Source organism: Streptomyces sp. NPDC021562, assembly GCF_040640875.1.
In the GTDB taxonomy this organism is placed as follows: domain Bacteria; phylum Actinomycetota; class Actinomycetes; order Streptomycetales; family Streptomycetaceae; genus Streptomyces.
Genome location: NZ_JBFACN010000010.1, coordinates 166,337 through 187,869 on the forward strand (window position 1 = coordinate 166,337; position 21,533 = coordinate 187,869).

At 73.3% G+C, this 21,533-nt stretch carries 20 protein-coding genes; 13 read left to right on the plus strand and 7 right to left on the minus strand.

Translation table 11 applies throughout. The annotated features are described in order from the left end of the window. The first annotated feature begins 35 nt into the window (after positions 1–35). From AB0G52_RS17780 to AB0G52_RS17800, 5 genes are all read left to right on the plus strand, one after another. Entirely contained in the window at positions 36–1,127 is a 1,092-nt protein-coding gene (locus AB0G52_RS17780; protein ID WP_361337211.1) for a CbiQ family ECF transporter T component, read from the plus strand. Beyond that, entirely contained in the window at positions 1,124–2,902 is a 1,779-nt protein-coding gene (locus AB0G52_RS17785; protein ID WP_361337212.1) for an ATP-binding cassette domain-containing protein, read from the plus strand. The genes AB0G52_RS17780 and AB0G52_RS17785 overlap by 4 nt, the downstream gene beginning before the upstream one ends. Then, entirely contained in the window at positions 2,899–3,708 is an 810-nt protein-coding gene (locus AB0G52_RS17790) for an ECF transporter S component (RefSeq protein WP_361337213.1), read from the plus strand. Before AB0G52_RS17785 ends, AB0G52_RS17790 begins: the two co-directional genes overlap by 4 nt. 279 nt (positions 3,709–3,987) lie before the next feature. Beyond that, on the plus strand, positions 3,988–4,401 hold the full coding sequence (locus tag AB0G52_RS17795; protein ID WP_132886538.1) for a transglycosylase SLT domain-containing protein: 414 nt from the start codon (positions 3,988–3,990) through the stop codon (positions 4,399–4,401). Between the two features lie 143 nt (positions 4,402–4,544). Next, a complete protein-coding gene (locus AB0G52_RS17800; RefSeq protein WP_132886539.1) occupies positions 4,545–5,234 on the plus strand; it encodes a YoaK family protein in 690 nt (229 codons plus the stop codon). A gap of 279 nt (positions 5,235–5,513) precedes the next feature. On the opposite strand, the gene AB0G52_RS17805 is transcribed toward AB0G52_RS17800, so the two are convergent. Beyond that, positions 5,514–6,749, minus strand: coding sequence for a cytochrome P450 (locus AB0G52_RS17805; RefSeq protein ID WP_132886540.1), 1,236 nt, complete (start codon positions 6,747–6,749; stop codon positions 5,514–5,516). Positions 6,750–7,010: 261 nt separating this feature from the next. Here AB0G52_RS17805 and AB0G52_RS17810 point away from each other — a divergent pair, with 261 nt between their 5' ends. From AB0G52_RS17810 to AB0G52_RS17820, 3 genes are all read left to right on the plus strand, one after another. Next, entirely contained in the window at positions 7,011–8,180 is a 1,170-nt protein-coding gene (locus AB0G52_RS17810; RefSeq protein ID WP_132886541.1) for a steroid 3-ketoacyl-CoA thiolase, read from the plus strand. Between the two features lie 301 nt (positions 8,181–8,481). Continuing rightward, positions 8,482–9,861 carry an MFS transporter gene (locus AB0G52_RS17815; protein ID WP_132886542.1) on the plus strand — a complete coding sequence of 460 codons (1,380 nt, stop codon included), beginning with the start codon at positions 8,482–8,484 and terminating at the stop codon, positions 9,859–9,861. A gap of 388 nt (positions 9,862–10,249) precedes the next feature. Further along, on the plus strand, positions 10,250–10,921 hold the full coding sequence (locus tag AB0G52_RS17820) for an O-methyltransferase (protein ID WP_132886543.1): 672 nt from the start codon (positions 10,250–10,252) through the stop codon (positions 10,919–10,921). A gap of 9 nt (positions 10,922–10,930) precedes the next feature. Here the strand turns inward: AB0G52_RS17820 and AB0G52_RS17825 are convergent, their stop codons facing one another. Continuing rightward, positions 10,931–11,320 (minus strand): FHA domain-containing protein, encoded by a 390-nt coding sequence (locus AB0G52_RS17825; RefSeq protein ID WP_132886544.1) that lies wholly within the window; start codon positions 11,318–11,320, stop codon positions 10,931–10,933. Between the two features lie 102 nt (positions 11,321–11,422). Between AB0G52_RS17825 and AB0G52_RS17830 the strand changes: the two genes are divergently transcribed. Next, a complete protein-coding gene (locus AB0G52_RS17830) occupies positions 11,423–11,857 on the plus strand; it encodes a DUF1992 domain-containing protein (RefSeq protein WP_132886545.1) in 435 nt (144 codons plus the stop codon). A 1-nt stretch (position 11,858) separates the two neighbouring features. On the opposite strand, the gene AB0G52_RS17835 is transcribed toward AB0G52_RS17830, so the two are convergent. Then, positions 11,859–12,389, minus strand: coding sequence for a hypothetical protein (locus tag AB0G52_RS17835; protein WP_361337269.1), 531 nt, complete (start codon positions 12,387–12,389; stop codon positions 11,859–11,861). Positions 12,390–12,721: 332 nt separating this feature from the next. Then, positions 12,722–13,369 carry a hypothetical protein gene (locus tag AB0G52_RS17840; RefSeq protein WP_132886546.1) on the minus strand — a complete coding sequence of 216 codons (648 nt, stop codon included), beginning with the start codon at positions 13,367–13,369 and terminating at the stop codon, positions 12,722–12,724. A 150-nt stretch (positions 13,370–13,519) separates the two neighbouring features. On the opposite strand from AB0G52_RS17840, the gene AB0G52_RS17845 reads away from it, so the two are divergent. Next, the gene (locus AB0G52_RS17845) at positions 13,520–14,017 is read left to right on the plus strand and encodes a GNAT family N-acetyltransferase (RefSeq protein WP_132886547.1); all 498 of its coding nucleotides are present in this window, start codon (positions 13,520–13,522) and stop codon (positions 14,015–14,017) included. Here AB0G52_RS17845 and AB0G52_RS17850 read toward each other — a convergent pair. After that, on the minus strand, positions 14,010–16,043 hold the full coding sequence (locus AB0G52_RS17850; RefSeq protein WP_361337270.1) for an MDR family MFS transporter: 2,034 nt from the start codon (positions 16,041–16,043) through the stop codon (positions 14,010–14,012). The two genes, AB0G52_RS17845 and AB0G52_RS17850, sit on opposite strands and share 8 nt — an antisense overlap. A 164-nt stretch (positions 16,044–16,207) precedes the next feature. Between AB0G52_RS17850 and AB0G52_RS17855 the strand changes: the two genes are divergently transcribed. Beyond that, complete coding sequence (locus tag AB0G52_RS17855; protein ID WP_361337214.1) at positions 16,208–17,155, plus strand: peptidoglycan-binding protein; 948 nt, start codon at positions 16,208–16,210, stop codon at positions 17,153–17,155. A gap of 111 nt (positions 17,156–17,266) precedes the next feature. On the opposite strand, the gene AB0G52_RS17860 is transcribed toward AB0G52_RS17855, so the two are convergent. Next, positions 17,267–17,923: an HAD-IA family hydrolase gene (locus tag AB0G52_RS17860; RefSeq protein WP_361337215.1), complete on the minus strand. Its 657-nt coding sequence runs from the start codon at positions 17,921–17,923 to the stop codon at positions 17,267–17,269. Positions 17,924–18,142: 219 nt separating this feature from the next. Continuing rightward, the gene (locus AB0G52_RS17865; protein WP_132886550.1) at positions 18,143–18,724 is read right to left on the minus strand and encodes a TMEM165/GDT1 family protein; all 582 of its coding nucleotides are present in this window, start codon (positions 18,722–18,724) and stop codon (positions 18,143–18,145) included. Positions 18,725–19,139: 415 nt separating this feature from the next. Between AB0G52_RS17865 and AB0G52_RS17870 the strand changes: the two genes are divergently transcribed. Both AB0G52_RS17870 and AB0G52_RS17875 read left to right on the plus strand, forming a co-directional pair. Continuing rightward, the gene (locus tag AB0G52_RS17870) at positions 19,140–19,793 is read left to right on the plus strand and encodes an HNH endonuclease family protein (RefSeq protein ID WP_361337216.1); all 654 of its coding nucleotides are present in this window, start codon (positions 19,140–19,142) and stop codon (positions 19,791–19,793) included. Positions 19,794–19,857: 64 nt separating this feature from the next. Next, positions 19,858–21,480 (plus strand): alkaline phosphatase D family protein, encoded by a 1,623-nt coding sequence (locus tag AB0G52_RS17875; protein WP_361337217.1) that lies wholly within the window; start codon positions 19,858–19,860, stop codon positions 21,478–21,480. The last annotated feature ends 53 nt before the right edge of the window (positions 21,481–21,533 follow it).

A 21,533-nucleotide genomic window follows, 5' to 3' on the forward strand; every position in this document is an offset into this window, starting at 1 on the left:
GAGCGGGCGCGGCGGCGCTCCGGGAACGCGGGCGGGTGGAACCCCCCGTCCCCGGGCGCCGTCGCCGTTCCTCCGTCCACCCCGGCGCCTGGTGGGTCTGGTCGCTCTCCCTCGGCGTGGCCGCCTCCCGTACCTCCAACCCGCTGCTCCTCGCCCTCCTCGTCGCGGTGACCGCGTACGTCGTGGCCGGCTGCCGCGTCCCGTCCCCCTGGTCGCGTTCCTACGGTGCCTTCGCCAGGCTCGCCCTCGCGGTCCTGCTCGTCCGGCTCGCGTTCACCGTGGTCCTCGGCTCGCCCGTCCCCGGTGCGCACACCCTCGTCACCCTCCCCGAAGTCCCCCTCCCGCACTGGGCCCAGGGCATCCGGCTCGGCGGCCGGGTCAGCGTCGAGGCGCTCGTCTTCTCCCTCTACGACGGCCTCAGGATCGCCACCCTGCTGATCTGCGTCGGCGCCGCGAACGCGCTCGCGCAGCCGGCCCGGCTGCTGAAGTCGCTGCCCGGGGCGCTGTACGAGATGGGCGTGGCCGTGGTCGTCGCGCTCACCTTCGCGCCGCATCTCATCGCCGACGCCCAGCGGTTGCGGGCCGCCAGGAGACTGCGGGGCCGTCCCGACGCCGGTGTCCGCGGTCTGCTCCAGGTGGGACTGCCGGTGCTGGAGGGGGCGTTGGAACGTTCGGTCGCCCTGGCCGCCGCTATGGACGCGCGCGGTTACGGCCGCGGCGCCGACGTGCCCGCCCGGGTCCGCCGTACCACGGCCGCGCTCACCCTCGGGGGTCTGCTCGGGGTGTGTGCGGGAACGTACGGGCTGCTCGGCGTGGAGGGTGGCGGCTACGGGATGCCGGTGCTGCTGGCCGGGGTGGGGGCCGCGCTGGCCGGGCTGCGGCTGGGGGGCCGGCGTTCGCTGCGGACCCGCTACCGGCCTGATCCGTGGGACGCGCGGGCCTGGCTGGTGTCCGGGGCGGGGGCGGCCGTGGCCGGGCTGCTCGCGCTGGCCGCGGCCCGCGACCCGGACGCCCTGCATCCCGGGGTCGTACCGCTGGTCGCCCCGACGCTGCCGCTGTGGCCGGCGGCGGCCGTGCTGCTGGGGCTGCTGCCCGTGCTGACCGTTTCGAAGGAGGGGCCGTCGTGATCCGCTTCGAGGATGTCTCCGTGACGTACGAGGGCGCTGCCGGGCCGGCCGTCCAGGGCGTCGACCTGGAGGTGCCGGAGGGGGAACTCGCGCTGCTCGTGGGGCCGTCGGGGACCGGCAAGTCGACGGTTCTCAACGCCGTGAGCGGACTGGTGCCGCACTTCACCGGGGGGAGCCTGCGCGGGCGGGTGACGGTCGCGGGCCGGGACACCCGCACGCATCGGCCGCGTGAACTGGCCGACGTGGTGGGCACGGTGGGCCAGGATCCGCTCGCGCACTTCGTGACCGACACGGTGGAGGACGAACTCGCCTACGGGATGGAGTCGTTGGGGGTGGCCCCGGCCGTGATGCGGCGGCGGGTGGAGGAGACCCTCGACCTGCTCGGGCTCGCCGAGCTGCGGGACCGGCCGATCGCGACCCTCTCCGGCGGGCAGCGGCAGCGGGTGGCGATCGGGTCGGTGCTCACCCCGCACCCCCGGGTCCTGGTCCTCGACGAGCCGACCTCGGCGCTGGACCCGGCCGCCGCGGAGGAGGTGCTGGCCGTGCTCCAGCGGCTGGTGCACGACCTGGGGACGACGGTCTTCATGGCGGAGCACCGGCTGGAGCGCGTGGTGCAGTACGCCGACCGGGTCGTGCTGCTGCCGGAGGCGGGGGCGGCGCCGGTGACCGGCACCCCCGCCGAGGTGATGGCCGTGTCGCCGGTGTGTCCGCCGGTGGTGGAGCTGGGACGGCTGGCCGAGTGGTCCCCGCTGCCGCTGACGGTACGGGACGCCCGCCGCCGAGCGACCCCCCTGCGCGCCCACCTCGCCGACCGAATCCCCCGGCAACCCGCCCACACGCCGAAGCAGCCCACCGAAGCCACCCCGGAACAACGCCCCGAGCAGGCGCTCGCGCGCCCCGGCCGGCGCCTCCGGAAGATGGCCGGTGCCGACCCGGCGGGGTTTGCGGGGCGGGTGTGGAAGCGGCTCGGGGGGTGGGGGCCGGAGACGTTCGGCGCGGGCGCGCCTGAGCAGAGGGCGGCCGAGGTTCGGGGGCTGGCCGTGCGGCGGGGGCGGGTGGACGCGCTCCGTCGGGTCGATCTCGACGTCGCGCCTGGTGAGACGGTCGCGCTCATGGGCCGTAACGGCGCCGGGAAGTCCACGCTGCTCAGCGCCCTGGTCGGGCTGGTCGCGCCGGATTCCGGGTCGGTCCTGGTCGGCGGCGCCGTCCCGCACCGCACCCGCCCGCGGGACCTCGTACGCCTGGTGGGGCTGGTCCCCCAGGAACCCCGTGACCTGCTGTACGCCGACACGGTCGGCGCCGAGTGCGCGGCCGCCGACCAGGACGCCGGGGCGGCGCCGGGGACCTGCCGGGAGCTGGTGTCCGTGCTGCTGCCCGGGGTCGCCGACGGCACCCACCCGCGTGACCTGTCCGAGGGACAGCGGCTGGCGCTCGCGCTGGCCGTCGTACTGACCGCCCGGCCGCCGCTGCTCCTCCTCGACGAGCCGACGCGGGGTCTGGACTACGCGGCGAAGGCCCGGCTCGTCGGCGTGCTGCGGGCACTCGCCGCGGACGGCCACGCGATCGTGCTGGCCACCCACGACGTGGAGCTGGCCGCCGAGCTCGCGCAGCGGGTGGTGCTGCTCGCGGAGGGCGGGGTGATCGCGGACGGCCCGACGGACGAGATCGTGGTCTCCTCGCCGTCCTTCGCACCGCAGGTGACGAAGATCCTCGCGCCCCAGCGGTGGCTCACCGTGGCCCAGGTGCGCGCGGTACTGGCGGAGGCCCCGGCATGAGCGGCCCGGTCCGGCTCGGCCCCCGCTCCCTCGCCGCGCTGCTGCTCGTCAGCGCCGTCGGCGTCGTCGCGATCGGCTGGCCCTTCCTCGCCCCGCCCTCCTCCCGGATCGCCTCGCACGCCCAGGACGCGCCGTGGCTCTTCGCGGGTCTGCTGGTGCTGCTGGTCGCGGTCCTTGCGGCGACGATCTCGGAGTCCGGGCTCGGCCCGAAGGCGGTGGCCATGCTGGGTGTGCTGGCCGCGACCGGGGCGGCACTGCGGCCGGTCGGCGCGGGCACCGCCGGGATCGAGCCGATGTTCTTCCTGATGGTGCTCAGCGGGCGGGTGCTCGGGCCGGGCTTCGGGTTCACCCTCGGCTCGCTCACGATGTTCGCGTCGGCGCTGCTCACCGGCGGGGTGGGGCCGTGGCTGCCGTTCCAGATGCTGGCGATGGGCTGGTTCACGATGGGGGCCGGGCTGCTGCCGTGGCCCGGCCGGCTCCGCGGGCGGGCGGAGCTCGCCCTGCTCGCGGCCTACGGCTTCGTGGCCGCGTTCGCCTACGGCACGGTCGTGGACCTGGCCGGCTGGCCGCTGCTCGCCGGCACCGCCTCCAACCTCGCCTTCGACCCGCACGCCGGGCCCGCCGCCAACCTGGCCCGATTCATCGCCTACAGCCTGGCCACCGCCATGGGCTGGAACCTGGGCCGGGCCCTGTGCACGGTCGTGCTCACCCTGGTCCTCGGCCCGGCCCTGCTGCGGGCGCTGCGCCGGGCGACCAGGAGGGCCGCCTTCGAGACCGCGGTCACATTCGACGGTCCCCACCGGTGAAGCACCCCACATGACGCAGGTCACCTACGATCCGGAACAGTAGTCATACTTTTCCGATATGTCCGTTTCGCGACCCCCGCTGACCTGGGGTTTGAGAGCCACGCCACACAGCGGACGAACACCTCCTATGCGACCACCACTAGTAAAAGGGGTGATTGCGGACGGTTTTCCGGCCTGCTTCTCTGGACGACGTCGCCAGGCACCACGGCTTCCGGATCGCAGGCCACCACGGGCTCCCGGACCACGGCGACCCCCTGTCCCCGACGAACGAGGTTCTCCGTGTCCGTGTCCATCATCCGCCGCATCGCCGCCCCGAAGAAGGTCCTGACCGCCGCCGCCGTGGCCGCCGCCACCGCCGGTATGGCGCTGAGCGCGGCGCCCGCCCAGGCCGCCACCACCTCGGCCTCCTCCGCCCAGGCGATCGCACACAAGATGATTCCGGACGCCGCGCAGTTCGACGCGTTCAGCAAGATCGTCTCTCACGAGAGCGGCTGGAACCCCTCCGCCACCAACTCCTCCTCCGGCGCCTACGGCCTGGTCCAGGCCCTGCCGGGCTCGAAGATGGCGTCCGCCGGTTCCGACTGGAAGACCAACCCGGCCACCCAGATCAAGTGGGGCCTGGACTACATGAACTCCCGTTACGGCAGCCCGACGGCCGCCTGGAGCTTCTGGCAGGCCAACGGCTGGTACTGAGCCACCCGGCCCGCTCCCCCGGCACCGGCACCCTCCCCCCTCCCGGGGCGAGGGTGCCGACGCATGTCCGGACGTGGTGGACTGATCCCCGGAGCCATCGGGAACCGCCCGCCACGCCCCGCCCCACACGCCCCGGAGGAACGATGTCCGCGGTGACACCGGACCGCGACGACCCCGAGACCCGCGGAGTGCGGCTGGTGGTCGTGCTGCTGGCGCTCATGACGGTGAGCGGCCTGATCGACGCGGTGAGCTATCTCGGCCTCGGCCACGTCTTCACCGCCAACATGACCGGCAACATCGTGATCCTCGGCTTCGCCGCCGCCGGGGCACCCGGCTTCTCCGTCCCGCACTCCGCGACGTCGCTCGCCTGCTTCGTGGTGGGCGCGACGGTGGGCGGCCGGGTCGCGGGCCGGTTCGGCGGCGGTTCCCGGCGGACGTGGACACGGGTGATCCTGGTGGCGGAGGCCGCCCTGCTGGCCGGGTCCGCCGTACTGGCCTTCGTCCGGCCGCCCTCCGCGGCGACCACGTACTCCCTGATCGCGCTGACCGCCTTCGCCATGGGCCTGCGCAACGCGAACGTCCGCAAGCTGGGCGTGCCCGACCTGACGGCGACCACGGTCGTGACGACGACCCTGACCGGGCTGGTCTCCGAGTCCAGGTTCGGTGACGCCACCAGCAGCCGCACCCGGCGCCGCGCCGCCGCGGTCCTCGCCCTGGTCGGCGGAGCCGTGCTGGGCGCCTGGCTGGTCCTCCACCACGGCCTGGGCATTCCGCTGCTGGCCGCGGCGGCGGTCTCCGCGGTGTTCGCGGTGGCCGCCTCCGGCAGGGAGTGAACGACCCCGCCCGGCCGGAAGCGAGCGGACCCGTCCAGGCGGAAGTAGGGCCGCATCCGGCCGGAAGCGAGCTGCTCTGTCCGGGCGGAACCGGGGCCGCACCCGTCAGGCAGTGAACGACCCCGCCCGGCCGGAAGCGAGCGGACCCGTCCGGGCGGAAGTGGGGGCCCGTCCGGGCGGGAGGGTTGGGGGTCTCGGGGGAGGCAGGAACGGGGCGTAGGGAATGCTCCTGCCTCCCTCGGGACGGGCCGGCGGCGCCGGGAGCCGTCGGCCCGGGTCTCAGGACGTGCTGACCCGGAGGTGCTTCACGCCGTTGATCCACGCCGAGCGGAGCCGGTCCGGGGCGCTCACCAGGCGCAGGTCCGGCATCGCGTCGGCGATCGCGTTGAAGATCAGGTCGATCTCCAGCACGGCCAGGGACTTGCCGAGGCAGTAGTGCGGGCCACCGCCGCCGAAGCCGAGGTGGGGATTGGGGTCGCGGGTGATGTCGAAGGTGTCGGGGTCGGTGAAGACCTCGGGGTCGTGGTTGGCCGAGGCGTAGAAGACGCCGACCCGGTCGCCCTTGCGGATCAGCTTGCCGCCCAGTTCGGTGTCCTGGGTGGCGGTGCGCTGGAAGGAGTTGACCGGGGTGGCCCAGCGGACGATCTCCTCGGCGGCGGTCGCCGGACGCTCGCGCTTGTAGAGGTCCCAGGCCTCGGGGTGGGTGAGGAAGGCGTGCATGCCGTGGGTGATGGCGTTCCGGGTGGTCTCGTTGCCGGCCACCGCCAGCATCAGCACGAAGAAGCCGAACTCGTCGGAGTTCAGGTTGCCCTCGTCCTCGGCCGCGACCAGCGTGGAGACGATGTCCTTGGCCGGGCACCGCTTGCGGTCCGCGGCCATGTTCATCGCGTAGGCGATCAGCTCGGTGGCCGATTCGGCGCCGATCTCCTCGGTGATCGCGTACTCCGGGTCGTCGTACGAGATCATCTTGTTGGACCAGTCGAAGATCTTGGACCGGTCGTCCTGGGGGATGCCGATCAGTTCCGCGATCGCCTGGAGGGGGAGCTCGCAGGCGACCTCGGTGACGAAGTCGAAGGGGCCCGAGTGGGCGCGGGCGGCCTCGGTGATCGCCCCGGCCCTGGCGCGCAGCCGTTCCTCCAGGGCGCGGATGGAGCGCGGGGTGAAGCCGCGCTGGATGATCTGGCGGACCCGGGTGTGCTCCGGCGGGTCCATGTTCAGCAGGATCAGCCGCTGGGCGTCGATCGCGTCCCGCTGCATGTGCTCGCCGAAGCGGATGATCGCCGTGTTGAGCCAGGAGGAGAAGATCTCCGGGTGCGTGGAGACGTACTTGACGTCCGCGTGCCGGGTGACGGCCCAGTAGCCGTCGTCCGCGAACCCGGCGAGGCCGTGCGGCTGTTCGATCCAGCGGACCGGTTCCGCCCGGCGCAGCTCGGCGAACTCCGGGAGCGGCACCCGGTGATGCAGCAGGTCGGGGTCGGTGAGGTCGAACCCGTCGGGCAGCGCGGGACAGGGCATTGGCGACTCACTCCCACCGTGTACGAGCCTGGACAACACTTCTGACGGGCCATCAGACAGGCCCGGTTGCCGTGACCGTAGTAACGGGTTCTACAAGTCGCAAGAGGCGCGGTCGCCCCAATTGCCTGCAACCCCCTTGCGGTTGCGGACGAGCTGTCAGCAGACTGCACACAGAACTAGTACGCGTTCTAGTTCTGCGTGGCGGGCCGGGCCGGGACGCCCCTGCGCCGCGCGGGTGACGGAGGAGAGGACCGAGCCCCCATGGCCGCGGAACCCGTGATCGTCGAAGCCGTACGCACCCCCATCGGCAAGCGCGCCGGCGCGCTGGCCAACCTCCATCCCGCCTACCTCCTGGGCGAGACCTACCGTGAGCTCCTCGGCCGTACCGGCATCCCCGCCGACGCGGTCGAGCAGATCGTCGGCGGCACGGTGACCCACGCCGGCGAGCAGTCCATGAACCCCGCGCGCACGGCCTGGCTGACCATGGGGCTGCCGTACGAGACCGCGGCCACCACCGTCGACTGCCAGTGCGGCTCCTCGCAGCAGGCCTCGCACATGACCGCCAACATGATCGCCGCCGGGGTCGTCGACGTCGGGATCAGCTGCGGGGTCGAGGCGATGTCGCGGGTGCCGCTGGGCTCGGGCTCCAAGCACGGGCCGGGCAAGCCGTTCCCCGACGAGTGGCACGTCGACCTGCCCAACCAGTTCGAGGCCGCCGAGCGGATCGCCCGCCACCGCGGCCTGACCCGGCAGGACGTCGACGCGCTCGGGCTGCTCTCGCAGGAGCGGGCGGCGCACGCCTGGGCCGAGGAGCGCTTCAAGCGGGAGACCTTCGCCGTGCAGGTGCCGACGACGGAGGAGGAGCAGCACGCCGGACAGGGCATGTGGCGGCTCGTGGACAAGGACGAGGGGCTGCGCGACACGTCCGCGGAGGCGCTGGCGGGCCTGAAGCCCGTCATGCCCACCGCGATCCACACCGCGGGCAACTCCTCGCAGATCTCCGACGGCGCCGCCGCGATCATGTGGGCGTCGAAGCGGATGGCCCGCGCCCTCAAGCTCCGCCCCCGGGCCCGGATCGTCGCCCAGGCCCTGGTCGGCGCCGATCCGCACTTCCACCTGGACGGCCCGATCGACGCCACCCGGGCGGTGCTCGGCAAGGCCGGGATGACCCTCGGGGACATCGACCTGGTGGAGATCAACGAGGCGTTCGCGTCGGTGGTGCTCAGCTGGGCGCAGGTCTTCGGGCAGAGCCTGGACAAGGTCAACGTCAACGGCGGCGCGATCGCCCTCGGCCACCCGGTGGGGGCCACCGGCGCCCGGCTGATCACCACCGCCCTGCACGAGCTGGAACGCACGGACAAGGAGTTCGCCCTCATCACGATGTGCGCGGGCGGCGGCCTGGCCACCGGCACGATCATCCAGCGGCTCTGAGCGGCGCCCCGAGGCGCCGTCGCGGCCGGTCGCGCCGCCCGTAGCGCCCGCACCGCCCGGAAGCCGGCGGTGCGGGCGCGCGCGGTTCCGTCCGAGGAGCGCGACAAAGATCACAGTGTCGGGTCCGCGTAAGACGGCGGAAGTGGGCAGACGCCCCTGCGTACAGCACATTTAGTTGCACAATGCAGCGATGTACGTACGCGACGTAACAGGACCAAGTTCTCCTATCGTCGCTTACCGACCCGTCCGGCGCCGTACGGGCCACGCCCCTGTCCCCGACGAAAGGTAGGCGAGCCCCGTTTTGGCGACCGTCACCACCGTCACCCCGTCCGTCAAGGTCCCCGGCTCCCGCCCGGCCGCGTCCGCCCCCACCGTCACCGACCCCGCGCTGGTGAAGCGCGCCGTGAAGGCGGCGGCCCTGGGCAACGCCATGGAGTGGTTCGACTTCGGCGTCTACAGCTACATCGCGGTGACCCTCGGGAAGGTCTTCTTCCCGTCCGGAAACCCGACCGCGCAGTTGCTGTCGACGTTCGGCGCCTTCGCCGCGGCCTTCCTGGTCCGCCCGCTGGGCGGCATGGTCTTCGGCCCGCTCGGCGACCGCGTGGGCCGCCAGAAGGTCCTCGCCCTCACCATGATCATGATGGCGGCGGGCACCTTCGCGATCGGCCTCATCCCCTCCTACGCGGCGATCGGCGTGGGCGCGCCGCTCCTGCTCCTCGCCGCCCGCCTGGTGCAGGGCTTCTCCACCGGCGGCGAGTACGCGGGCGCGTCCACGTTCATCGCCGAGTACGCGCCCGACAAGAGGCGCGGCTTCTTCGGCAGCTGGCTGGAGTTCGGCACGCTGGCCGGCTACATCGGCGGCGCGGGCCTGGTGACGCTGATGACGGCGCTGCTCTCCGCCCACGACCTGACGTCCTGGGGCTGGCGCGTCCCGTTCCTGATCGCGGGCCCGATGGGCATCATCGGCCTCTACCTGCGGATGCGTCTGGAGGAGACCCCGGCGTTCGCGGCCGAGGTGGCCAAGGCCGAGAAGTCCCGCCCCAAGGTCCCCCTCCGGGAGATGATCACCGGCCAGTGGAAGGCCCTGCTCCTGTGCATGGCCCTGGTCCTGGTCTTCAACGTCACGGACTACATGCTGCTGTCGTACATGCCGAGCTACCTGACCAGCGAGCTCAAGTACGACGAGACGCACGGCCTCCTCGTCGTCCTCGGCGTGATGGCGCTGATGATGATCGTCCAGCCGTTCGCCGGAGCGCTCACCGACCGGGTGGGGCGCCGCCCGGTCATCGCCGCGGGCTGTGCGGGCTTCCTCGCCCTGTCCGTCCCGGCCCTGCTGCTGATCCGCCAGGGCAGCCTGCTCGCCGTCGCCCTCGGCATGGGCGCCCTGGGCCTGCTCCTGGTCTGCTTCACCGCGGCGATGCCGGCGGCCCTGCCGGCCCTCTTCCCGACCCGGGTGCGCTACGGCTCCCTGTCGATCGGCTTCAACGTCTCGGTCTCCCTCTTCGGCGGCACGACCCCGCTGGTGGTGACGGCCCTGATCGGGGCGACGGGCAACATGATGATGCCCGCGTACTACATGATGGCGGCGGCCGTGATCGGCGGCTTCGCGGCCTGGCGCATGTCGGAGACGGCCGGAAAGCCGCTGCCGGGCTCGGCGCCCGCCGTGGAGGAGGCCGCCTGAGGCGGCCCCCTCAGGGGCGCGGGGAACCGCGCGCTCAGGCCCCCACCGGGAAGGGCGGTGAGCGCCCGAGGGTCGTCCACGCCGGCCGGGTCGGCCGGCTGACGACCTGCGTGGGCTCGGGCTGCCTCCGCCACCCCGTTCCAGCAGGTCGTGCGCACGGACCGGCTGGCCGACGTGGCGGGTGTGCCGGCCTGGCTCTGACGGTGGGCGGGACGCCGCCGCCGTACGACGCGCCCGCCGCCCGGCCGCGCCGCCCCCCCCTGGGCCGATCGGCTGAGTTCCGGCCGCCGTCGGGGCGGTGGATCACCGGCGCGGCCACCCCCTCAGTAGTGCTATCCAGGTAGCTGTCAGTGGACAGCTACCTGGATATGCGAAAGGCAGCGGACGCATGAGCGGCTCTCAGCTCTGGGACGACGTCGACTTCTACTTCACCAGCCATCTGTCACCGGACGACGAGGCGCTCCAGGCGGCCCTGCGCGAGAGCGAGGCGAACGAGCTGCCGCACGTCAACGTCACCGCCAACCAGGGCAAGCTGCTCCAGCTCCTCGCCCAGATCCAGGACGCCCGCACCATCCTGGAGATCGGCACCCTCGGCGGCTACAGCACCATCTGGCTGGCCCGCGCCCTGCCCGCCGACGGCAGGCTGATCTCGCTGGAGTACAGCGCCCGGCACGCCGAGGTGGCGGTCCGCAACATCGCCCGCGCCGGACTCGACCGGCTCGTCGAGGTGCGGGTCGGCCCGGCCCTGGAGTCGCTGCCCAAGCTCGCCGACGAGAACCCGGCCCCCTTCGACCTGGTCTTCATCGACGCCGACAAGGCCAACAACCCGCACTATGTCGAGTGGGCGCTGCGGCTCACCCGGGCCGGCAGCCTCATCGTCGTGGACAACGTGGTGCGCGGCGGCCGGGTGGTGGACGCCGGCAGCGCCGAGCCCGACGTGGTCGGCACCCGCGCCGCGATCGAACTGATCGCCGCCCACCCGCGCCTGAGCGGCACGGCGATCCAGACGGTCGGCAGCAAGGGCTACGACGGCTTCGCCCTGGCCCGGGTCCTGGCCTGAGCGCCCGTATCAACCCTCGTGGTAGAAGCCCACGTTGACGCTGCGCGGGGCGGTGCGGTCACGGACGACGATCTCGCCGGAGCCGCCCCGGGGCAGTGCGACCGTGCCGCCGTAGGCGATGGTCTGGGCGTACTCCCCGACCTTCAGCAGCACCTCGGAGGAGGGGTCGGCCTGGGAGCCGCGCAGCCAGGTGACCTGCCAGCCGCCCTCGGCACCGCACAGGAACTCCAGGTGCACCCGGGAGACGAACAGCCAGTCGTCGGGGGTGGCGAGCCGGCAGGCGGCGGCGTCGCGGCCCACCCGCAGCACGGCGCCCGGGTCGCTCGGCGCGTCGGCCATCAGCATCCCGGCCGTCTCGCCCGTCTCCCCGGATACGGAGGCCATGGTGAGTTCGAGCACGTGCGTTCCCCCTGCGCGGTTCCTGGTCTTCCCCGAGACCCCTGCTGGATCTCGGCCGCATGATAAAACGCCCGGCGGACCGGCGTCCGGCACAATGGAGTCATGACCGAGCGAAAGCCACCCGGGGTGCCGTTCGAGTCCTGGGTGGACAAGCAGATCCAAGACGCCCAGCGGCGCGGGGAGTTCGACCGACTGCCGGGCGCGGGCGAGCCGTTGCCTGCGGTCACGGACGCGCCGTACGACGAACTGTGGTGGGTCAAGCGGAAGATGGCCCGCGAGGGGCTCGCGCTGCTGCCGCCGACGCTCGCGCTGCGCAAGGAGGCCGAGGACGCGCTCGCGGCGGCCTACGCGGCGCCCTCGGAGCGGATCGTCCGGAAGATCATCACAGAGGTCAACGTCAAGATCCGCGACATGATGTTCAAGCCGCCGCCCGGGCCCCCGCTGGGCAGGAAGCCGTACGACGTCGAGGAGGTCGTACGCGCGTGGCGGGAGCGCCGGGCGGCGGCGGGTACGGCGGAACCGGACCCGAAGGGGTGACTCAGATGTGCAGCAGCCGGTCGGCGAGTTCGCGGTAGTCGCGCAGGGCCAGCCGGAGCTGCTCGGTGTCGGCCGTGCCGGGCTGGTCACCGTCGGCCGACTGCCAGCTGCCGCGCAGGGTACGGCGGCGCCGGTCGATGGCGTCGGTGAAGCGGGCGGTGAGTTCCTCGACGGCCCGGTCGGCCTCCTCGACGGCCGCACGGGGCTCGTCGACGAAACCGGCGACGGCGTGCTGGAGCCGCCGCTCCACCTGCCCGCACTCCTCGTCCGGCAACAACTGCCCACCGCTTGCGCCCACGCCCGGCTCCCGCCCGGCGCGGGACTCACGGCCCGCGACCGATCCACCGCCCGGGACCGATTCACTCCCGGCGCCGGTCCCGCTCCCCGCGGGGAACTCCCCGCCCAGGCCGGACTCACGCCCCGCGACCGTCCCACCACTCACCGCGGACCCCCGCCCCTCGGCGGTCCCACTCCCGGCGGGGAACTCGCCGCCCACAGCGGACTCCCGCCCCGCAGCGGACTCGCCGCTCATGGCCGCCCCGCGGCCCTCGGCTGCCCCGCGTCCCGTGGCCGTCCCACCGCTCGCGGCCGTCCCACCGCTCGTGGCCGGCCCGCGGCCGGTGTCGGTCTCGTGGCCCGGGCCGTCGCCGGCCACCAGGACCGCCTGTCCGGGTGCCTCGGTGTCGTCGGCGCCGCCCGCGCGCGGCGGTGCCGTCTCCTCCTGTCCGGGGGTGACGCCGCTGACGGAGGCGTCGCCCCAGTCGGTGGTCTTCCCCTCACGCCCCGGCAGCTGCTCCTCGCCGGGGTACACGTCGCCGCCCGTCGGACGACGGCCCGGTCCTGTCCTCGCGTCGGTCATGTCGGTCAGCTCTCCTTCGGACGGCTCCGGTCCGGGGACCAGGGCAGATGGGCGCCGGTGTCGGCCCCGACACCGGCACGGTGGCGGCCGTGCTCACCGGTCGACGAGGCGACCAGGTCCTCGAAGAGGGCACGCGCCTCGATCATGGCCTTGCGCATCTCCTCGGTACTCGCCTGCGTCTGCGGAGCCCCGCCCACGGGCGCCCCGGCGACACGGTGGACGCGGCGGTAGCCGTCGACGTGGTCGGCGTGGTGCACGGAGAGCGCGGCGACCTGCTCCTCGTACTCGGCACCGGCCGGGAAGCCCCGGGCGGCAGCCACCTCGGCGAGCAGCCGGTCGATCTCGGTCACGGACTCCCGGGGCGAGTCGACGAAATGCTCCTGCGCGGTCGTCCAGCGGGCGGCGTAGCGCTCGCACTCCGCCGGTTCCAGGGGCCGCTCGCGCAGGCTGCCGTGGCGCTGCACCCGCTCGGCGAGCTCCCGTTCGGCCGCCTTCGTGTCGCCGCCGTGCTGGGCCACGGTCCGCTCGTACTCGGGTCCGAAGCGCCGCTTCAGACCGCCCGCACCGCTGCTCCTGGACCGCAGCGTCAGCACGGCCGCGACGACGACCACGGCGGCCACGATCACGATCGCGATGATCAAGCCTGTGGACATGGTTGCCTTCCGGTGTCTCGGCCCGACGGGCCGTCTCGCCCATTCGGGTGACCCGGACCACGCCTCGCAAACAGCTGTCAAAGAATCCCGGTCGGGGCGCACCCATATCCGCTTGCGCCGCCACCCCGGAGGGGCCCGAGACTACGGTCCATGACCTCCTGGACGATCACCCCGGAACCCCCCGACTCCCCGGCCGCGACAGCCCTGTGGCGGGCGTACTACACCGAGGTCAGCGACCGCTGGTACCTGCTGCACGAGAACCGGCGCACCGACCCGGCCGAGCTGCGGCGGGAGATCGCCGCCCGGACCGGGGCCGAACTCGTCCCGCCCACCGGCCTGTTGCTGATAGCCCGGTACGACGGTGAGCCGGCCGGCAGCGCGGGTGTCCGGCTTCTCGACCCGGTCACCGCCGAACTCACCCGCGTGTTCGTGCCCGCAGGGCTGCGCGGCAGGGGCGGTGCCACGCTCCTCGTCGCGGCGGCCGAGGACGCGGCCCGCGCCCTGGGCGCCGAACGGATCGTCCTGGACACCCGCAGCGACCTGGTGGAGGCCCGTGCGCTGTACGCACGGCTCGGTTACGTCGAGGGCGAGGCGCACAACGACGACCCCTACGCCGAGCACTGGTTCCGCAAGGACATCGTCAACTGACCCGGCCGGGCGCCGGGTTCTGAGGCTGTTCGCGTTCGGTGCCGCAGAGTTCGTCGGTCAGGTCGCGTACCAGGCGGTCCAGGTCGGTGGGGCGGTCCGGGCCCCACCAGTCGCCGAGGAGTTCGGCCAGGGACTCCTCGCGGGCCCTGGCGAGCCGCTCCGCGGTCTCGCGGCCCCGCTCGGTCAGCGTCAGGTCGAGGCCGAGGCGGTCGACGAGGCGCCGCTCCTCCAGCTGGCGGGCGCCCGCCAGCACCACGGTCAGCGGGACGGCCCCGCGCTCGGCGAGCTGCCCCGGCTCCACCGAGCCGTACCTGCGGATCCGCAGCAGCAGCCAGCCGGCCGCGGGCAGCAGGTCCACCCCGGCCCGCTCGTTGATCTTCCGGTACACCTCCCGGCGCCCCTCGCGCGTCCCGAGCAGCGACAGGGCCCGGCAGCACTCCTCGTACGACGACCGCTGGACCGGGTTGGGCGGGAAGGTCTCCGAGGCGTCGGGTGCGGTGACCGAGCCGCGCAGCCGGTCCTCCTTCAGGAACCAGGCGAGGACGAAGCCGAGGGCAGCCACTGGCGCGGCGTACAGGAAGACGTCGGTGATCGCGGACGCGTACGCGTGCAGGGCCGCCGGGCGCAGCGCGGGCGGCAGGGCGGCGATGCCGCGCGGGTCCGCCTTGAGGGCGCCCGGGGAGACGCCGGGGGGCAGGTGCACGCCCCGGAAGGCGTCGGCCAGTTTCCCGGCGAGGCGGCTCGCGAACACGGAACCGAAGACGGCGACGCCGAAGGACGCGCCGATCGAACGGAAGAAGGTGGCGCCAGAGGTGGCGACGCCCAGATCCTCGTACGAGACGGAGTTCTGCACGATCAGCACCAGCACCTGCATGACCAGGCCGAGTCCCAGCCCGAAGACGAAGAAGCAGACGCTCATCCGGGCGGTCGAGCTGTGTTCGTCGAGCCGGTGGAGCAGCAGCAGTCCGATCGTGGTCACGGCGGTGCCGGCCACCGGGAACACCTTCCAGCGGCCGGTGCGGCTGACGATCTGGCCGGACAGCGTGGACGACAGCAGCAGACCGACCACCATCGGCAGCATGTGCACGCCCGACAGGGTCGGCGAGATGCCGTGCACGACCTGGAGGAACGTCGGCAGGTAGGTCAGCGCGCCGAACATCGCGAAGCCGACGATGAAGCTGATCAGCGCGGCGAGCGTGAAGGTGCGGATGCCGAAGAGCTGCATCGGGAGCACGGGTTCGGCGGCCCGCCGTTCCACGGCGACGAACGCGACGGCGAGGACCACCCCGAGCACCGCGAGCCCGATGATCCGCGCCGATCCCCACGCCCAGCTCGTGCCGCCCAGCGAGGCGACCAGCACCAGGCAGGTGGCGACGGCGGTGATCAGGACGGTGCCGAGGTAGTCGATGACGTGGTGGGCGGTGCGGCGCGGTATGTGCAGGGCGGCGGCGATCACGGCGAGCGCGACGACGCCGACGGGCAGGTTGACGTAGAACACCCAGCGCCAGCTGAGCTGCTCGGTGAGCACCCCGCCGAGCAGCGGCCCGAGCACGCTGGTCGCTCCGAAGACGGCGCCGAACAGGCCCTGGTAGCGGCCGCGTTCACGCGGCGGGACGAGGTCTCCCACGATCGCCATCGACAGCACCATGAGCCCGCCGCCGCCGAGCCCCTGCAACGCGCGGAAGCCGATCAGCTCGCCCATGTTCTGCGCCATCCCGCACAGCGCCGACCCGATCAGGAAGATCACGATCGCGAGCTGGTAGAGGCGCTTGCGCCCGTACTGGTCGCCGAGTTTGCCCCACAGCGGGGTGGCCGCGGTCGAGGCCAGCAGGTAGGCGGTGACCACCCAGGACAGGTGCTCCAGGCCGCCGAGGTCGCTGACGATCGTCGGCAGCGCGGTGGACACGATGGTCTGGTCGAGCGCGGCCAGCAGCAGACCGAGCAGCAGCGCACCGATCGGGACGAGCACCCCGCCGGGGACGCGCTCCACTTCCTTCGCCGTCGCGCCTGTGGTGTCCACGGCCATGGAGACCTCCCGGGGGTCCGTCAACCATTGTCCATCGTGGCCGGTGCAACCCGTTATGGCCTGTCGAGTCCTGTTCGAGACTCGTTGAGAAGGGGGGTTCCTGCGAACGTATGTGTGGGCGCTCCGCATAATTCGTGGAGTTTGCAAGGGGAGGGACTTACGCCGTGACGGATACACCCGAGGGCCGGCTGTGCCCGGAGTGCGGGACGCCGAGGCGGCCGGACGGCTCACCCTCCTGCGACTGCAACCAGCGGACGTCCGACGCGTTGCGCGACGCCCGTTCGGCCGAACAGGCGGCGGCGGAGGACTTCGACCCGCTGCGCATACGGCCGTACATCGACCTCCAGGGCGGCGCGGAGGGCACGGGGGCCGCCGAAGGCGCGGAGACCGTGCCGGTGCCGGTGCCGTCAGGGGAGCCGACGGTGCCGATGCGGGCGGTGCCGGTCGCCGACGCGGGGGCGGCGCAGGAGGACGGGACGCCCGACCTGCTGCCCGACGTGCCCGCTCCCGGGGAACGGCCCCGCCGGCGTTCCCGGCGGACCCTGCTGCTGTCCGTCGCCGGGGCGGTGGTGGCGGTCCTCGCCGTGGCCGGGTTCGTCAGCGGGCTCTTCGCCCAGTTGACGCCCACGCGGGACGGGGCGGCGCCGGAGGACGTCCGGGAGAGCGTGCCGGACGTGACGCCGAGGCCACCCTCGACCACGGCGCCGACGACCCCGACGGCGTCCGCGACCTCGGCGTCACCGTCCGTGTCGGCGAGTGCCGACGCCTCGGCGGAGCCGTCCGCCACCCCGTCCGGCGCGAGGCCGTCCCCCACCCCGTCCCGCTCGGCCACCCCGACCAGGTCGGCGCCGGCGACCGGCATGCCGGCGTCCCCGCGGCCGTCGGCACCGCCGGTGCTGCGCCCCGGCGACAGCGGCGCCGAGGTCACGGAGCTGCAGCTCCGGCTGAAGCAGGTGGGGCTCTGGTCGGGGGACGCCTCCGGCGAGTACGACAGCAGGACCGAGAGCGGGGTCCGTACGTACCAGGTGACGCGGGGCGTCCTGACCGACGAGTCGGGGGTGTACGGGGCGGCCACCCGGGCGAAGCTGGAGGCGGAGACGACCAAGCCGTAGGGGTCGGGCCGGGAGGGGTACACCCCCTGTGGTCGACGTGCGGGTGAGTGGGGGCTTGTCGCGCAGTTCCCCGCGCCCCTTACGGGGCAGCTCCTCGGTGCGGCATGACCCCTAACCGACGTGCACCCGCAGCGAACCGTCGCCCAGTGCCTCGACCCGTACCTCGGTGAGGTCCCGCACCACCGCGTCCGGCCCGTGCAGAGCGGCCCGCGGGCCGACCCCCACCACGCGCATCCCCGCCGCGCGCCCCGCGGCGATGCCCGCGGCCGAGTCCTCGAACACCACGCAGTCCGCCGGGGCGACGCCCAGTTCGGCCGCCCCCTTCAGGAAGCCCTCGGGGTCCGGCTTGCTCGCGCCCACCGACTCCGCCGTGACCCGCACCTCGGGCAGCGGCAGCCCGGCGGCGGCCATCCGGGCCGTCGCCAGCGGCACGTCCGCCGAGGTGACCAGCGCGTGCGACAGCCCGGCCAGCGAGGCGAGGAAGGCCGCCGCGCCCGGGATCTCCACCACGCCGTCGGTGTCGGCCGTCTCCTCCGCGAGCATCCGCTCGTTGTCCGCGAGGTTCTGCCGCACCGGCCGGTCCGGCAGCAGCAGCGCCATGGAGGCGTGCCCCTGCCGCCCGTGGACGACCTTCATCACCTCGTCGCCGTCCAGCCCGTGCCGCTCGGCCCAGCTCCGCCAGATGCGTTCGACGACGGCGTCGGAGTTGACGAGGGTGCCGTCCATGTCGAGCAGGAGGGCGCGGGCGGTGAGGACGGTGGCCGTCATCGAACAGCTCCTAAACAGGCCGGGGAACGGGCCGGAAGAACGGCCGGGCAGGCGGGCCGGGAGAAACGGCCGGGCAGGGACAAGGCGGCCCCGCCCGCCGGTCAGGGAAAACGGACGGGAGCCACTTTGTTTCTCCACGGTACAAAACAGAGCGGCCTCCCGCCACCACCTTCGCCGACCGTTCACCGACTCTTCAGCTCGACCGGACCGGCGTCCGGCTCAGCCGGCGACCGCCTCCCACAGGCTCCAGACGCCGAGGGCCAGCATCAGCACGGCGGCGATCTGCGTGATCAGCCGCAGCGGCACCTTCTTCATCAGCGCCTTGCCGCCGACGATGCCCAGCCCGGCCACCGCCCACAGACCGAGCACCGCGCCGAGGCCCACGGACAGCGGATCGTCGTAGCGCGCGGCGAGGTTCGCCGTCATGATCTGCGTGAGGTCGCCGAACTCCGCGACCAGGATGAGCATGAAGCCGGTACCCGCGACCTTCCAGAAGGACTGGTCGGCGGGCCTGCGGATCTCCTCGTCCTCCTCGCCCTTCTTCATCAGCAGCACGGCCGCGCCGCCGAGGAAGAGCACGCCGGTGATCGCGTGCACGATCTGCTGCGGCAGGAGGGTCAGCACGCTGCCGGCCGCGACGGCGAGCACGACGTGCAGCAGGAAGGCGGCGGCGACGCCTGCGAAGACGTACGACGCCCGGTACCGCGTGCCCAGGACGAGGCCGGCGAGCGCGGTCTTGTCGGGCAGTTCGGCGAGGAAGATGACGCCGAAGACGAGCGCCGTCACGGTGATGCTGATCAAGGGTCCTCAATCGGTCGGGCCGCCGCCCCACCGAGAGCACCGCGCTTCGCAGACGACCACCTCGGCAGGGCAGCGCACACGTTTCACCCGTGCCGTACGGCACGGGCGTGCACTGCTTGCCGAAGGTCTCGCTGGCGGCCCCCTGACCGAGGTCGCCTCCGGGCGCCGGCTCAGACGCGCTGAGCAGTATGTCGACGGTCCGGCGAAGAGCTACTCCCCTTCAACGCCGACCACAGTACGCGACCCTCCGGCCGATCCCCAAGGCCGGAGCCGGGACCTGTGAGTGAGGTCGCACCCCTTGGCATGTCATGAGCACGTCATTAACTTCTTACCGAACGCTCACCCCGCGGCAACACGGCGGCGCGAGCATTCCCACGCCCGCGCTCCACCACCCCACGCCCACCAGGGAGTTCGCATGGCCCGCAGCTCAACGTTCTACGCGCGTCGACGCATCAGCATACTCGCGGCTCTTACCGGACTCATAGCCTCTGCCGTCCTCCTCGACCCGCCGAGCGCCTCCGCCGCCCTCCCCACCCCGGTCAGCGCCGCCACCGCCCGCTCCTACCTCGCCTCGCTGACCGTCGCCGCCGAGAACCGCACCGGCTACAGCCGCGACCTCTTCCCGACCTGGGACACCATCAGCGGCACCTGCAACACCCGGGAGTGGATCCTCAAGCGCGACGGCACGAACGTCGTCACCAACTCCGCCTGCACCGCCACCAGCGGCAGCTGGTACTCCCCCTACGACGGCGCCACCTGGACCGCCGCCTCCGACGTCGACATCGACCACCTCGTCCCGCTCGCCGAGGCCTGGGACTCCGGCGCGAGCAAGTGGACCACCGCCCAGCGCGAGGCGCTCGCCAACGACGTCACCCGCCCCCAGCTGCTCGCCGTCACGGACAACGTCAACCAGTCCAAGGGCGACAAGGACCCGGCCGAGTGGATGCCCTCGCTCACGTCCTACCGCTGCACGTACGTCCGCGCCTGGGTCCAGGTGAAGTACTACTACAACCTGTCCGTCGACTCCGCCGAGAAGAGCGCGCTCACCAGCTACCTCGCCGCCTGCTGAGCGCCGGAACCTCCCCGCCCTCCCCCGTCGTTCCGTACCGTACGGGGCGACGGAGGAGGGGACTGTGGCCGGACTGCGCCTGGGACCGCTGCTGAGGTACACCGACGGCTCGTCGGCGACGATCTGGGTCGAGACGAGCCGTCCCTGCACCGCCGAGGTGCGCTGCGCCGACGGCGCCCGCGGCACCGCGCGCACCTTCCAGGTGGCGGGCCACCACTACGCTCTGGTCCCGGTCACCGGGCTGACCCCGGGGACCGCCCCGTCGTACGACGTCCTGCTCGACGGTGCCCGGGTGTGGCCGCCGCCCGGCTCCCGCTTCCCGCCCTCGCGGATCCGCACCCCGGCCGCCGGCGAGGCCCTGCGGGTGACCTTCGGCTCCTGCCGCTGGGCCGCGCCCCCGGCCGACGGCGACGACCCGGTCGGCCCCGACGCCCTCGACAGCCTCGCCGCCCGCGTCGCCGCCGGCGGCGAACGCCCGGACGTGCTGCTGCTCCTGGGCGACCAGGTGTACGCCGACGAGACCTCGGCGGCCACCCGCCGCTGGCTCGGCGCCCGCCGCGACCTCGCGGACGCCCCCGGCGCCGAGGTGGCGGACTACGAGGAGTACACCCGGCTCTACCACGAGTCCTGGCTGGACCCCGAGGTCCGCTGGCTGCTGTCCACCGTGCCCACCTGCATGGTCTTCGACGACCACGACGTGATCGACGACTGGAACACCTCCGCCGCCTGGCTGGCCGGCATGCGCGCCACCCCCTGGTGGCAGGAGCGGCTGCTGAGCGGACTGATGTCGTACTGGGTGCACCAGCACCTCGGCAACCTCTCCCCGGCCGCCCTGGCCGCCGACCCCCTCTACGCCGCCGTCCTCGGCTCCCCCGACGGCACCGACGCGCTGCGCGCCTTCGCCGCCGCGGCCGACGCCGACCCGTCCTCGGTGCGCTGGAGCTACCGACGGGACTTCGGGCGGGTGCGGCTGCTGATGGTAGACACCCGGGCGGCACGCGTCCTCGACGAGCAGCACCGCGCCATGCTCCACCCCGGCGAGGCCGCGTGGCTGCGCGAACAGGCGCTCACCGACCGGGAGTCGTACGACCACCTCCTGGTCGGCACCTCGCTGCCCTGGCTGCTGCCGCACCTCGTACACGACCTGGAGACCTGGGACGCGGCCCTGTGCCGGGGCGAACGCGGCCCGCGCTGGGCCCGGTTCGGGGAGCGGCTGCGCCGGGCGGCCGATCTGGAGCACTGGGCGGCCTTCCCCGCCTCGTTCGCCGAGCTGGCCGACCTGTTCGCCCGCACCGGTTCCGGGCCCGCGGCGCCCGCCTCCGTCTGCGTGCTCTCGGGGGACGTCCACCACGCGTACGTCGCCGAACCCGCCTGGCCCGCCGGCACGGCGCCCCGCTCCCGGGTCCTGCAACTCACCTGCTCCCCGGTCCACAACTCGGTGCCGCCGACGATCCGGTTCGGCTTCCGGTTCGGCTGGAGCGCCCTGGCCCGCTTCCTGGGCCGGCGGCTGACCCGGCACGGACGCTGCCCGCGGCCGCCGGTGAACTGGCGCAAGCAGGGCGGCCCCTGGTTCGGCAACCAGCTCATGACCCTGACCCTGCACGGCCGTTCGGCCCGGCTGCGACTGGAGCGGGCCCGGCGCGACGGCACCCTGGCGACCGTGCGGGAGTCCGTCCTCACGGAGTGAGGCGTCCGCGGACGGCACCGGACTGATAACGCTTTGCGCATCCCTCACGCCTC

Excerpts from the sequence above, each read along its gene's own strand:
- AB0G52_RS17835 (WP_361337269.1), bottom strand. The coding sequence starts at position 12,389 with ATGAGCGGCGAGTCCGCTGCGGGGCGGGAGTCCGCTGTGGGCGGCGAG.
- AB0G52_RS17870 (WP_361337216.1), top strand. The coding sequence starts at position 19,140 with ATGGCCCGCAGCTCAACGTTCTACGCGCGTCGACGCATCAGCATACTC.
- AB0G52_RS17820 (WP_132886543.1), top strand. The coding sequence starts at position 10,250 with ATGAGCGGCTCTCAGCTCTGGGACGACGTCGACTTCTACTTCACCAGC.
- AB0G52_RS17850 (WP_361337270.1), bottom strand. The coding sequence starts at position 16,043 with ATGGCCGTGGACACCACAGGCGCGACGGCGAAGGAAGTGGAGCGCGTC.
- AB0G52_RS17810 (WP_132886541.1), top strand. The coding sequence starts at position 7,011 with ATGGCCGCGGAACCCGTGATCGTCGAAGCCGTACGCACCCCCATCGGC.
- AB0G52_RS17805 (WP_132886540.1), bottom strand. The coding sequence starts at position 6,749 with ATGCCCTGTCCCGCGCTGCCCGACGGGTTCGACCTCACCGACCCCGAC.
- AB0G52_RS17830 (WP_132886545.1), top strand. The coding sequence starts at position 11,423 with ATGACCGAGCGAAAGCCACCCGGGGTGCCGTTCGAGTCCTGGGTGGAC.
- AB0G52_RS17845 (WP_132886547.1), top strand. The coding sequence starts at position 13,520 with ATGACCTCCTGGACGATCACCCCGGAACCCCCCGACTCCCCGGCCGCG.
- AB0G52_RS17800 (WP_132886539.1), top strand. The coding sequence starts at position 4,545 with ATGTCCGCGGTGACACCGGACCGCGACGACCCCGAGACCCGCGGAGTG.
- AB0G52_RS17840 (WP_132886546.1), bottom strand. The coding sequence starts at position 13,369 with ATGTCCACAGGCTTGATCATCGCGATCGTGATCGTGGCCGCCGTGGTC.
- AB0G52_RS17860 (WP_361337215.1), bottom strand. The coding sequence starts at position 17,923 with ATGACGGCCACCGTCCTCACCGCCCGCGCCCTCCTGCTCGACATGGAC.
- AB0G52_RS17790 (WP_361337213.1), top strand. The coding sequence starts at position 2,899 with ATGAGCGGCCCGGTCCGGCTCGGCCCCCGCTCCCTCGCCGCGCTGCTG.